The following is a 12,704-nucleotide window of genomic DNA, read 5'->3' as shown; positions in this document are numbered from 1 at the left end:
AATGAGAATTATAGCGCAAGACACGGCAACTGAGCAAAATTTAAACTCCAAAATACTATTCCTGATTCATAACATTCATTGCCTGAATTAATAGTTGCACTCTGGAGCGTCCCATATAATAATTGATATCCAATTTATAGGCCGCATGTAGGTGTTTGACACGGTGATTAGGCCAGGTCTTTAAATCAACATTAAAAGCAATGGCATCTATCTGAACTCCGCTTTTCGGATCCGCAAGTGTCATTTTCAAATGGTTTTTGCCAACAAGGCGCTGATCCAGAATTTCAAATACATTATCAAAAACCGGTTCGGCAAACTGCTGCCCCCAAGGGCCTGCCTGTTGAATTAACTGAGCTGTTTCCAAATTTAACTCTCCAGGCTGCAACGGCCCGTCAGTTAATAACTCTCCCTCGCATTGAGACAGTTCGATGTGTTTATTCACTTCGGATACTAAAGCGTCACGAAACGAATCCAGGTTCTCCGGGCGAATACTTAAACCAGCAGCCATGGCATGCCCTCCAAATTTGGTAATCAAACCCGGATGATCTTTATCTACTGCGGCCAATACATCCCTTATATTCAAATCAGGAACGGAACGGGCGGAACCTTTTAATTCATGTTCACTTACGAAAGCGAAAGCGATAACGGGGCGATGATATCGTTCTTTCATCCGTCCCGCTAAAATACCAATAACTCCCTGATGCCAGGTTTTATCAAAAATACATAATGCTATTGGCAAATGATTGTTCTTATCTGGGTGAATAGACAATTTATCCAATGCAAGCATGGCTTGTTCCTTCATTTCAGATTCTATGTGCTTTCGCTCCTGATTCAATTCATCCAATTGTTTGCAAAAGTTTTTTGCCTGAAGTGGATCGGATGTCATTAAACATTCGATTCCTAAAGCCATATCATCCAATCTCCCCGCTGCATTCAATCGCGGTGCAATGGCAAAACCCAAATCGGTTTCCCTTAACCGGGAACATTCTCTTCCTGAAATCTCAATTAAAGCCTTAATACCTTCTCTGCAAAGTCCCTGACGTATTCTGGCCATGCCCTGGTTAACCATAATTCGATTATTTTGATCCAAGCCAACCACATCAGCCACAGTCCCCAAAGCAACCAAATCCAGAAAACTGGCCATATTGGGTTCAGTAATATTCATTTCAGCAAACCAATGCGCATTTTTTAAATGACGGCGTAATGCGAGCATGACATAGAATATAACCCCAACCCCAGCAATGGATTTGCTTGGAAAGGCACATCCTTGCTGATTAGGGTTAACTATGGCACAGGCATTAGGTATTGAATCAGCAGGAAGATGGTGATCCGTAATAAGCACATCAATACCCAAATTATTTGCCCGCTCCACGCCATCAAAACTGGCAATACCGTTATCTACGGTAATGATTAACTGCGGTTTCCATTTGTTTGCCACGTCCACTATAGCGGGGGTTAGGCCATACCCGAATTCAAAGCGATTAGGCACCAGATATTCAACATGCTGGGCTCCCATAGCCTTTAAAGCCGTAATCGCCAAAGCAGTAGATGTTGCTCCATCCGCATCAAAATCGCCAATAATAAGAATTCTCTGTTGTTCTCTCAGTGCTTTTTCAAGGCGCCTACACGCCTCATTAATCCCCTTTAACGTGTTAAATGCAAGCAACGTTTGTAATTGTTTGTCTAGTTGCGACTCATCACGAATACCTCGACTCGCATAAATACGTTTTAATACCTCCGGAACATTAGGAAGATTTAAGGTATGAGTTGGGATATGACGTTGTTTAATGAGCATGGGTCAAACTTCTCCAAATTCGAGTAAACCAATTGTGTTTTTTATAAGCATAAGCGGAATCAAGCCAATACCAACGCGTTGACATGGTACTGAGTTCCTTTCTATGTTGAGAATCAAGTGATTCCATATCATTTATTAAAATAATTTGGGCATCACGAAGTTGTACTGATGGGCTGTATGAAATGACATTATTCGAACAAGCCCGAGCCATTGAGAAGAAAGGTTCATCAGCACAAACAGGTATGGATTTTTTTGCGGATAAAGTACCACCGCGCCAAGCCCAGACACCATTCAATAATGAGGAATTAGGCTGTGAGGCAAAAAACATTTGGCATTCTGTAAAGAATTTCTGCCAATACATCGTTGAATCCAACTCTGCTAATTCGGGCATCAATGAGTGACTGTAAAGACAATAAGCCGGCTTTGCATTTAAAGGAGGTTTATTGACTGCATGCAACAACCATGTATTTGCGTCATGATAATAAAGAGTCAGACCATCCTCTTGAAGATAATTTGCCAATAATTTAAACCAGTAAAGTGACTCATCGTCACTTAGTTGCACATCTCGCCCCGCGGCAATGATCATGGCATCATTATGAGATGCCGTCCAATGGATCGGACTAAGAACCACCCACTCGCCCTCTAAATGATGGGTATTTTGAAGCAGATCAGCCAATGGTAAATTGAGCGGATCATAACCAAGACTTGCCAATAAATTAAGTGAAACCTGCTGCATTGATTTTAATGGGGTAACATCAAGGGGAAGAGAAGCACAGTCTGCATTGATAATCACATCCATCTTTATACCGCCTTGAGTAAACCATCTCGCTTGAATAAAGCTTTCAAGTTGCGTAAAGCCTGACGAGTTCGATCCTTGTTTTCGATTAATCCAAAACGGACAAACCCGTCGCCCTGCTGACCAAAACCAATGCCTGGCGATACAGCAACATGGGCCTCTTTTAATAAATATTTACTGAATTCCAACGATCCCATAGACAGATAATGGGGAGGAATAGGGGCCCAGACGAACATGGTTGCCTTGGGTCGAGTCACTTCCCATCCTATTTCATTCAGACCATCACAAAGAAGGTTCCTGCGTTGTTCGTACCGTTCTCTGATTTCTTTAACACAATCATCAGATCCTTCCAGTGCCGTAATTGCCGCTACTTGTATTGGTGTAAAGGTGCCGTAATCGAGATAGGATTTTATGCGGGTTAAGGCAGCAACCAGCTCTTCATTGCCACAGGCAAAGCCCACACGCCACCCTGGCATATTGTACGATTTGGACATTGAATACGTTTCAATAGCAATGTCCAGGGCTCCAGGAACTTGCAAGATCGAAGGTGCTTTATACCCATCAAAAACGATGTCAGCATAAGCAAGGTCGTGGATTATCCAGATATTATTTCGTTTGGCCAGATCAACCACTCGTTCAAAGAAAGAATACTCAACACAATGTGTACTTGGGTTAGCTGGAAAATTAATAACCAAAGCCTTAGGTTTTGGCCAGCTTCGATTAATCGCATCTTCAACCGCTTCAAGAAACTGGGTTTCTTCAATCAAAGGGATTTGCTTTACATTGGCACCAGCAATAATAAATCCATAAGTATGAATAGGATAAGCAGGATCGGGTACTAAAACTGTATCACCTGGACCTGTAATTGCCAGTGCCAAATGCGCCAGCCCTTCTTTGGAACCAATTGTGGCCAGGATTTGTGTTTCACTGTTTAAATGGACACCATAATTTCGAAGATACCATTGTGCCATAGCTCGCCTGAGCCGAGGTATGCCTTTGGACATTGAGTACCGGTGTGTATCAGGGCGTTGAGCGGCTTCAATCAGTTTGTTTACGATATGAGGCGGAGTCGGCTGATCGGGATTCCCCATACCAAAATCGATAATATCCTCTCCACGCGCTCGCGCCTCAGTTTTTAATTGATTCAAGGTATTGAACACATAAGGGGGCAAACGATTGATGCGTGGAAATTGACTCATAAGATTATCCTCTGTGATATACTGTAGCCACTATAACTTAATGAAATTTCTAAAACCATGAATATCAATCTAGAAGCATCAGAACAGCATGCGATTCAGGCATATGAAAATAATAAGATTCAGATAAATTCCATCATTTATGAGTCTAGTTTAATTGTTTCACGAGAAGAAATCATTATTGATGTTGCAATAAACAGCATAAAGGAAATCAATTCGCCGTATTTGGAACTTTTAACCAAATCAAATCCTGAAATAATCATCATCGGTCATGAAGATACTGGTGTATTTCCTCCTCTCTCAATAATCAGCGATTTATCAAAGATGGGAATTGGTATCGAAGCGATGTCAATAGGCGCAGCCTGCCGTACATACAACGTTTTATTAAGTGAGCTTCGCAGGGTAGTCGCTGGATTCATTTTTAAGTGAAAAGTAAACAACCGCACATCTCACTTATCAAAATTGAAACACTACCCTTTAAATTTAGAACCAGCTGATTGGACCTGTTGACTTATTAAGTCCTGTTGGTGAGCAACAATTTGTTTGAATAAACCCTTGGTTTTTACTGCTTCATCTGCGGTCATCTCACGCCATGGGCTTTGATTATTTTCTCTTTTATGAAAACTTAATGTTCCATCCGGAGCAAAACGTGCGCTCATAAACCGATCATTTACATAAGCTGTACCCGTGGTGCGACTAATACCAGCAACAAAGCCATGAGTCCTGTCTTTCAAAACTCCCTTTAAATCCTTTGAATGCCCTCGCTCCATAGATGCGGTGATTTGTTTAATATAATCACTTATAAGCTCAATTTCTTTAGCATGTTTTGATTGTACCAGTTCTGATTTTATTGCGAAGAACCCTTCGGACGACAGACCAGAGCTCTTTGAAGTTAATTCATTGAATTCTTTTGCTACTTTTTGTGTAATAGCGACCTGTTGTTCCGCTGAAACTGGCTTAAATTTTACTGAGGGATCACAAGAAAAAGAGAAATGGCTGTAATGGTGATTTTCAACCAACGCATTATAGCCTTGGGGCAAGATGCGATGTAAAAAATAGGGGAAGCTAAATTTTGTAAAGTCTTCAGTAAATTGAGAATCAACGATATAGCTATCCAGGGTCGTATTGTCTTTAAGCTCCTTCATAAATGAACCTAACAGCTCTTCTTTTACCTCAGCAGTTTTAATTGATACTACAAATGCATCCGTAGTTTGAGCATAATGCTCCAAACGATCCCAAAAATTAGAACCAAACTCATCCTTTACTGCTATAGGTATCTCAATGTTTTTCAGCGTATCCATCTCTTTTTGTGATAAATTTTCACGTAAGTGCGCCATAAGCTGAACCATGGTCTTTGTAGGGGGGAATTCACTAATAAGCCTGGAGCACTTATTTAAAGTCTCTATAGACTGTGGATGCAAGTTATTTTCACCGATGTACTCAACCAACATATTAAAATAATCTTTAACATTTGACCTAAATTGAGCAATGATCATGTCCGGGTTGGAAGCAGCTTCAGTATTATACCAACTTAATGCCTGCTTCGGGGGCAGAGTATATGTTTTGGGATCCATCGCAACAGCATTATTAATCATTCCGTAAGTAGTAGCCAATCCCTTATTTACGGCATTAACTGCTTGTGCCAATGCACCAGGACCAGAAATGTTTATTGTTGAGTCTTTTCTGCCTGTAGTTCTATGGCTTTCATAAAACTGAGATTGATGAGCCAATTGATGCACCAAGGGTAAGCTGTATAATTCGTTGTAATTCTGCTGAATCACTTTTCGGTACGAATCAATCATGGTACCGTTTACTTCACTGGCAATCAGATCATTATTCAGTCCATTTGTCGTCTTATGAATTAAAATGCCGTGTCTACAGGATAAATTGCCTAGTGGTTCTCCTGGAAATACATCTTCAGCATCAAAGTAAATACCACCCTGGTGGTATAAAATTTCAGCTCGCAAAATATCTGAAGCAGCGGCATAATTTGGCTGTTGAATAAATAATTCATCTTCATAATATTTTGAAGATGCCATATTCTCATAAATTTCACGTGGATAATTTACATACTGCAACCGCTGTTGTTCCTTAATGTCCGGATTAATGTCGTTAATTACAATGCCATTTGTTTTAGCCCGGAGTATCAAATTTTTATATGATTCTTGAAGTTCACTGGTTAAATAGGTTCTCGAATCCACCCATAAATTCAATGTGTAATCCGGGTTTTGCTTTTTCCAGTCAATCAGGTTTTTTTCACCAACATCTCTTAATGTTCCACCTAACCATATGGCATGGAGTTTTTTAGGAATGATCTTTTCTGGCATTGTAGTGACTCAATAACAGACACATGGGTCTATTATAGCACATATTCATCTCAAGCATTCTCTCGATTTATAACTGGCGTCTTGCTTCCAGGACATTAGGTATTTGTTCCAATTTAGTCAATAATCGGGACAAACTGTTTAATCCATCAATTTCCACTGTCAGTGTTATATAAGCCATGTTGTCATGTTTATCTGTACTGGTTTGTAAGGAATAAACATGTGCTTTTTCATTAGAGAGCAATGAAGTAACGTCTTTTAATAATTCAGAGCGATCGAATGCTTTAATCAAGACATCCACAACGTAATTTTCGCGAGTAGAAGTCCCCCAATTGACTTGTAAGAAACGTTGTTTCTGCTTTTCGCTGGCATGAATAATATTAGGGCAATCCTTACGATGAATTGAAACTCCACGTCCTATAGTGATATACCCCATAACCTCATCACCCGGAACGGGTTGACAGCATCGTGCCATAAAGGTTAGCAGGTTACCGACACCCTCTATACGTAAATCACTTCCAGTTACTTCAGGCTTATGTTGAGGTTTGGCAAACTTGATTATATTGTGTTCAGTTGTCTCCGGAGGCGCCAGGCGATTCACTATCTGCCCTATTTTAATATCCCCACGACCAAGGCTGGCATAGAGATCATCAATTTTTTTATAGTTGAGGGCAACGACCACATCGCCAAGTTTATCCGATTTTATCCCCAGAGATTTCAATTCTTTATCTAATAATTCACGACCATCCTGCACATTGTCATCGTAATCCTGCATTTTGAACCAATGCAGAACTTTCGCTTTTGCTCTGGCAGTTTTTAAGTAATTTAGATGAGGATTTATCCAGTCCCTCGAAGGTTTGATTTCTTTCCCGGTCAATACTTCAACCCGGTCGCCCGTTTTTAGTTGGTAAGTCAAAGGAACGATATGTCCATTGATTTTCGCCCCACGACATCTATGCCCCAAATCACTGTGCACATGATAAGCAAAATCCAAAGGAGTGACCCCTTGCTGTAAATCAAGAACATCTCCATCAGGAGTAAATACATAGACTCGATCTTCAAGGAACTCTGTTGCAATATTCTCTGCAACACCTTTATTGGTAGCCATTTCCTGATGCCATGCCAATACATCGCGAAGCCATTCAATTTTTCGCTCATGACTTTCTTTTTGCTGAACACCACCTTCTTTATATTTCCAATGCGCAGCAACCCCCATTTCAGCTAAATCATGCATGTGAAACGTTCTGATTTGCACCTCAAATACTCGCCCTTCCGGACCCTCAACCGCAGTATGCAAGGATTGATATCCATTGGGTTTAGGATTGAAAATATAATCATCAAATTCAGCAGGAATTTGCTTCCATAAAGTATGAACCATTCCCAGAACTTCATAACATTGAGCTTCGGTATCGACTAAAACACGAACAGCGGTCGCATCATATATCTCATCCAGAGATACGTTCTTCCTCGTCATTTTTTTATAAATGCTATGAATGTGTTTCGATCTTCCGTACACAGCAAAATGCTGGGCGCCAGTAGCTTTAATCTGGTGATTCAATTGCCCCACAATCATATTAACAAAATTATCCCTGTCCAGCCGCTTTGCTTTAAGCCCTTTTGCTATTGCTTTATATTCATCAGGATGCAGATAACGAAATGCCAGATCTTCCATTTCCCATTTTATCGCCCCTATACCCAAGCGATTTGCAAGAGGGGCATAAATTTCCATAGCTTCTGTTGCAAGCTGTATTCGTACCGCTTCAGATAAATGTCCTGCTGTACGCAAAACACACAAACGCTCTGCAAGTTTAATCAGAACAACCCGGACATCATCCACCATGGCCAATAACATTTTCCGGATATTGTCGATCTGATTTTTATTTTGAGGGTATTTATTCAGGGCCTGAAAATTATTCATGGCTCCCATCTTTTCAATACCCTTTACCAATTTTGCAATATTAGGCCCTAATTGCTCTTCAACATCCTCATGAGACAAGTCAGAATAATGTACGTTTTCAAATATAATAGCCGCAGCTAGTGTTTCCTGATCCACTTCAAGATCGGCAAGTAAATCAGCCATGGACAAACCTTGTTGCAAACAAGACTGTCCTGTTTCAGTAGCATGTTCCTGTCCTGCGAGCTGACTTAAAGTACACGCATTACGAATGAGTTCAAGATTGTCCAAATACCCTTTGGAGCCAAGCTGATGAAGCCACATTTCAACATCAATACTTCCATCGGGTAGCAGTGGCGTCGTATCTTTTACTCTAACCATGAAATTTATCCTTTTTCAAACAAGGCTATAGATTCAACATGCGCAGTATGCGGAAACATATCCATCACACCCGCTTTAATCAATACATAGCCTTTTTGATTTACCAGTACATCGGTATCTCTGGCTAATGTTATGGGATTACACGATACATAAACTATACGTTCAGGATTGATGGAGTCAATCTGTTTGACCAATTCCAAGGCACCTGAACGCGGGGGATCAATAAGTATTTTGTTCACTGATTGGTGTGTCAGTTTACTGACTTCTGTAATATCATCTAAATTGGCTGCATAAAACTCCACATTGGACAGGCCATTCGCCTGAGCATTCATGTAGGCGCGATCGACCATGGTTTTACTGCCTTCAACACCAATAACCTTCGAACAAAATTTTGCCATCGGTAAAGAAAAATTTCCTAACCCACAAAATAAGTCTAGCACTTTATCGGAACTTTTCAGATCCATAAGCTCTATGGCCAGGGATACCATTTTTCTATTCAGCTCAGCATTAACCTGGGTGAAATCTGTTGGGTGAAATTGGAATTTAATACCAAAGTCAGGCAATTGATACGTCAAATAATCACTGGCTTTATCGGGATAATAACAATGTACAGTGTCCGGACCACCTGGCTGAAGAAATATTTTATAATGATACTGTTCAGCAAACTGTTGAATCTTAAGCTCGTCATTGGCATTGAGTGGCGATAAATTTCGAAATATCAACGCTATTTCAGTATCTCCAGCTGCAACCTCAATTTGAGCGATGCAATGTTTATCCTCCATAGAATCTATTAAGTTCCTCAAGGGGATAATGTCAGTATCCAGTTTGGCGTGCAAAACAGGACATTGAGTAATTTCAGTAATGTATCTCGGATTGTTCCGCTCCCTGAATCCGACGAGCGCCGACTGTTTCTTTTCCACAAAACGAACACTCAAGCGTGCTTTATTTCTGTAATTCCAGTGAGCACTTGTCAATGGGGGCAAAATGGCTTGAGGACTGGTGTGCCCAAAACGGGTTAATAAGTCCAACAATTGATCCTGTTTAAAATGTATTTGCTCTTGTTCATTCATATGTTGTAACGAACACCCACCACACAATTGATAATGTGGACATTTAGGTTCGACACGTAATGGTGAAGGTTCAATGATGGAGAGCAACCTCCCTTCATCATAATCTTTTTTAACTCGAGTATATTGAAATTCGACCTGTTCATTTGGTAACGCACCAGGAATAAAAGTAGCTTTGCCATCGATACGCGCTACGCCTTTGCCGTCATGACTTAAATTATCAATATGTGCTCTTTGGGGGGCAGGATCCGGCTTGGATTTAACTCTCTTCATGGAAATTATCTCATTTAAGTATCACTTTATACAAAATTTGTGCTATTTTTAAAAGACTGCATGGATGCACAACATGAAATAAATGCTCATATATTTAACATCTTAATCAAGGGAATGCATAATGTTGAAGAATATCACACGAGCTTTACCTTTGTCATTGTTAGTCGTTATCCCCCTTCATGCTAATAATGGCTCAAATAGCTCCTATTTAATGCCTAAAACCCCTGCTGAGCTTATGGAACAATACGGACCAGGCTTTGCCAGCCTGGAACACAAAAACTTAGGCGACCTTGTGCGATTACACCTCTCTTCATCAAATTCATCTAGTGGCAGCTTCAAGTTAACCCTGCCAAACGGATTAAAACTTAGCTACGGTGAAATTATCATGTACGCTGGCGATATTTTTGGAGACCCTGACAAAACAATTTCAAGCTGCTCTGCAAAAGAAAGGCTCTCCTGTTTTCAGGCACAGTTTGAGGCTATGGCGGTCAAAGGCACACTAAAGGATAAACAGTGTTCCAATCCAATAAATCAAGCGCTTAATATCAGAAATTATCTAATAGAGATCGAAAAAAAACTAGAATTATCACGCCAGAAGGGGCAAAGTGATTGGGATTTTTATAATAAAGAAGATATAGATATCACCAGGAAATTAAACAAACTGACTTGCGGTGGATCAGTTATTAGCGCGTTCATTCCATTCGGTACTTATATTAAACTGGCCGAAGTCAATTACGATCATTTTGCGCCTGATTCCTTAATTGCTTATAAAACAGGCCATCGATTTGCATTAGAAACTGCATTGAAAGGATTTGCAAAAAAAGAAGCCGGTCAAACTGAAGAAGCGCAGCAGTTACTCGAATTGGCTTATGCACAGAATGCTTTTGCAAACCATTACCTAACCGACTCATTCTCTGCTGGCCACATGAGAACACCACGACGCGCAATATCCGATAAAATACACTTGCCGGCCTCATTAAATCTTCTCATCGCTAACTTGATGCATAATGAGGACAATCAACACGGCTTAAATGTTGTGAATGCAGAAGGCACCAGTTGGACAGCCTATGGTGATGGCAATCTCTACAAACCAGAAGCTGAATTACAAAGAGCCGTTCTGCTTGATGCCATGCAACGATCAGCCGATGGAATTTATTCTACATTCAGTACAGGGATAATACCTGACAGTTATCCTGAAATGAGCTTATTTCCCGACTATGATGCAATTGAGCAGTTAAATGATACTGCGCCTCTGTTTAAAGTGGAGAATGGCAAACTTTTAAAACGGGTTAAAAACAATGATTACTATGACCATCGTTGGACAAAGCACTGGAGTGGGTTCTTTACCTTGCTGGAGTTTCAGATAACTCAATAGATCTAAGGACACATCAGTGAAGAACCATTTTTAATAAATTTTTGCCTCAATTGATTTTTAACAGCCTGTCTCATCGTTTTATGTGACAGGCTTTAAATCAACAGCCAGAGGAAAATGATCCGAGTCACCACCATAATAGACTTGTGCATTAGTTTCAATAAAGGAGTTGTTGTAAAATATATGATCTAATTGTTGTTGCACCATAAATAAACCAAAGCGCCACTGCCAGGTACTTTTCTTTTTGGCCTGTTGGAATTGCACATCGATAAATCCATGTTGATTTAAAAACTGGGTAACCAATCCCTGAGTACCCTCATTAAAATCACCAGCAATCACAGTTGGTAAATGAGGCTGGATGAATTGATAATAAAATTCGATTTCCCGCTCCCTGATAGCTGGCGTTGAAAAATAAGCACTCAAATTAAAATTCAAATTATCCTTACTGATTAATGGAGGAGTTAAGTGCAGATTCGCAATTTGCACTTTTCCGTAAGGGCTGGCAACATCAAAAATCCATCCAGGGTGCCAACCTATAAGAGAATGTGTATATTGCTGATCTCTTACTGGGTATTTAGTCAGTACAGCAAGTCCCCCTCCATCATCTTTAGGTTTAAATAGTTGATAAGGATAAAGTTCAGAAAGGTGCTCCTTAAAGTAGTTTTGCCAAAAGGCAGTCGCTTCCTGTAGCAAAACAATGTCACCATCCAGCAGTTTTATTGCATCAGCCGTTTTCTGCGGCGCGGTAATCGGCCAGGTACTGTTACCCCAGTTTATATTATACGTTACGATTCGGAGATGATTGTTGTTTTTTTGTACCACACGATCATTGCCCATAAATTTAGCAGAGCATGAGGTCAATATTAAGAGAATGACAAACAATTGAAACCATGTTCTCCTAAATACCATTCTTAATCCTTAATTGTAATATTCCAGTTCGTCACAAATTATTGCAAGCAGGAGGTTAAAGGACTCTATGGCTCGAACAGCGCATATATCAATTTCTTGAATTGCACGCAGCAAATGATCTAGAAGCAGCTTATTTTCAAAAAACATAATCGTTCAAAAGCTATCCCAATGGATTCATTATTACATAGTAATTCAATAAGTTATAGATTAACTCTCTTATACCACACGACTGTCCCATTAAAAATATCACGTCGTTCCGAGCGTAGCGAGGAATCTCCTGCAAATTGGTACAATCTGAATTAATGCATTAATTATCATTACCTTTTAAACTCTTTTCTTTTACAAGGAATTCAATGATGTCATCAGAAGATGTACCTGGATTTTTATACCATTTCGACACGCTCGAAGATCCAAGAATTGATAGAAAGAAATTGTATCCTTTAACGGAACTATTATTTTTTGAAAAGGTTACAAAATACCAAAAAGAAATTTAAGGATATGAGCATTAGGCGCCTGCAGAAAAAGGCTGGCTGGGGAGACTCAACTCTTGATATGATTTTAATGGCCGCATTGTAATGGGATCGTGCAACCTTGCAGGAGATTCCTCGCTACGCTCGGAAAGACGTCATATTTTTAATGGGACAGCCGTGTCTTATACCAGCACTTTTTCAAGTCAGCGAAACACAGAGCAGTTTCA

General features: G+C 40.1%; 10 protein-coding genes. 3 read left to right on the top strand and 7 right to left on the bottom strand.

Annotated features, from left to right (window positions below; genetic code table 11):
- Positions 1-55: 55 nt before the first annotated feature.
- Genes recJ through alaC form a run of 3 tightly spaced genes read right to left on the bottom strand, consistent with a single transcriptional unit; the run spans position 56 to position 3,790 of the window.
- On the bottom strand, positions 56-1,795 hold the full coding sequence (gene recJ, locus G543_RS0111075) for a single-stranded-DNA-specific exonuclease RecJ (RefSeq protein ID WP_028384568.1): 1,740 nt from the start codon (positions 1,793-1,795) through the stop codon (positions 56-58).
- A complete protein-coding gene (locus G543_RS0111070; RefSeq protein WP_028384567.1) occupies positions 1,785-2,594 on the bottom strand; it encodes a hypothetical protein in 810 nt (269 codons plus the stop codon). The genes recJ and G543_RS0111070 overlap by 11 nt, the downstream gene beginning before the upstream one ends.
- Before the next feature lie 2 nt (positions 2,595-2,596).
- Entirely contained in the window at positions 2,597-3,790 is a 1,194-nt protein-coding gene (gene alaC / locus G543_RS0111065) for an alanine transaminase (RefSeq protein ID WP_028384566.1), read from the bottom strand.
- Between the two features lie 57 nt (positions 3,791-3,847).
- On the opposite strand from alaC, the gene G543_RS0111060 reads away from it, so the two are divergent.
- Positions 3,848-4,216 carry an Mth938-like domain-containing protein gene (locus tag G543_RS0111060; protein ID WP_028384565.1) on the top strand — a complete coding sequence of 123 codons (369 nt, stop codon included), beginning with the start codon at positions 3,848-3,850 and terminating at the stop codon, positions 4,214-4,216.
- Positions 4,217-4,257: 41 nt separating this feature from the next.
- Here the strand turns inward: G543_RS0111060 and G543_RS0111055 are convergent, their stop codons facing one another.
- The 3 genes from G543_RS0111055 to rlmD form a co-directional block, all read right to left on the bottom strand.
- Positions 4,258-6,114 carry a TcdA/TcdB catalytic glycosyltransferase domain-containing protein gene (locus tag G543_RS0111055; RefSeq protein ID WP_028384564.1) on the bottom strand — a complete coding sequence of 619 codons (1,857 nt, stop codon included), beginning with the start codon at positions 6,112-6,114 and terminating at the stop codon, positions 4,258-4,260.
- A 67-nt stretch (positions 6,115-6,181) separates the two neighbouring features.
- Positions 6,182-8,386 (bottom strand): GTP diphosphokinase, encoded by a 2,205-nt coding sequence (relA, locus tag G543_RS0111050; RefSeq protein WP_028384563.1) that lies wholly within the window; start codon positions 8,384-8,386, stop codon positions 6,182-6,184.
- Positions 8,387-8,391: 5 nt separating this feature from the next.
- Positions 8,392-9,726: a 23S rRNA (uracil(1939)-C(5))-methyltransferase RlmD gene (rlmD, locus tag G543_RS0111045; RefSeq protein WP_028384562.1), complete on the bottom strand. Its 1,335-nt coding sequence runs from the start codon at positions 9,724-9,726 to the stop codon at positions 8,392-8,394.
- Between the two features lie 121 nt (positions 9,727-9,847).
- Between rlmD and G543_RS0111040 the strand changes: the two genes are divergently transcribed.
- Positions 9,848-11,101 (top strand): hypothetical protein, encoded by a 1,254-nt coding sequence (locus tag G543_RS0111040; RefSeq protein WP_028384561.1) that lies wholly within the window; start codon positions 9,848-9,850, stop codon positions 11,099-11,101.
- Positions 11,102-11,179: 78 nt separating this feature from the next.
- Here the strand turns inward: G543_RS0111040 and G543_RS0111035 are convergent, their stop codons facing one another.
- Complete coding sequence (locus tag G543_RS0111035) at positions 11,180-12,007, bottom strand: endonuclease/exonuclease/phosphatase family protein (protein ID WP_028384560.1); 828 nt, start codon at positions 12,005-12,007, stop codon at positions 11,180-11,182.
- Positions 12,008-12,360: 353 nt separating this feature from the next.
- Between G543_RS0111035 and G543_RS19025 the strand changes: the two genes are divergently transcribed.
- A complete protein-coding gene (locus G543_RS19025) occupies positions 12,361-12,501 on the top strand; it encodes a transposase family protein (RefSeq protein ID WP_147286848.1) in 141 nt (46 codons plus the stop codon).
- Positions 12,502-12,704: the final 203 nt, after the last annotated feature.

Origin of the sequence: Legionella moravica DSM 19234 (assembly GCF_000423305.1) — a bacterium.
Taxonomy (GTDB): domain Bacteria; phylum Pseudomonadota; class Gammaproteobacteria; order Legionellales; family Legionellaceae; genus Legionella; species Legionella moravica.
Note: the sequence above shows the minus strand (reverse complement) of the source record. Positions and strands in the feature narration are given on the sequence as shown.

Excerpts from the sequence above, each read along its gene's own strand:
- recJ (WP_028384568.1), bottom strand. The coding sequence starts at position 1,795 with ATGCTCATTAAACAACGTCATATCCCAACTCATACCTTAAATCTTCCT.
- G543_RS0111070 (WP_028384567.1), bottom strand. The coding sequence starts at position 2,594 with ATGGATGTGATTATCAATGCAGACTGTGCTTCTCTTCCCCTTGATGTT.
- alaC (WP_028384566.1), bottom strand. The coding sequence starts at position 3,790 with ATGAGTCAATTTCCACGCATCAATCGTTTGCCCCCTTATGTGTTCAAT.
- G543_RS0111060 (WP_028384565.1), top strand. The coding sequence starts at position 3,848 with ATGAATATCAATCTAGAAGCATCAGAACAGCATGCGATTCAGGCATAT.
- G543_RS0111055 (WP_028384564.1), bottom strand. The coding sequence starts at position 6,114 with ATGCCAGAAAAGATCATTCCTAAAAAACTCCATGCCATATGGTTAGGT.
- relA (WP_028384563.1), bottom strand. The coding sequence starts at position 8,386 with ATGGTTAGAGTAAAAGATACGACGCCACTGCTACCCGATGGAAGTATT.
- rlmD (WP_028384562.1), bottom strand. The coding sequence starts at position 9,726 with ATGAAGAGAGTTAAATCCAAGCCGGATCCTGCCCCCCAAAGAGCACAT.
- G543_RS0111040 (WP_028384561.1), top strand. The coding sequence starts at position 9,848 with ATGTTGAAGAATATCACACGAGCTTTACCTTTGTCATTGTTAGTCGTT.
- G543_RS0111035 (WP_028384560.1), bottom strand. The coding sequence starts at position 12,007 with ATGGTATTTAGGAGAACATGGTTTCAATTGTTTGTCATTCTCTTAATA.
- G543_RS19025 (WP_147286848.1), top strand. The coding sequence starts at position 12,361 with ATGATGTCATCAGAAGATGTACCTGGATTTTTATACCATTTCGACACG.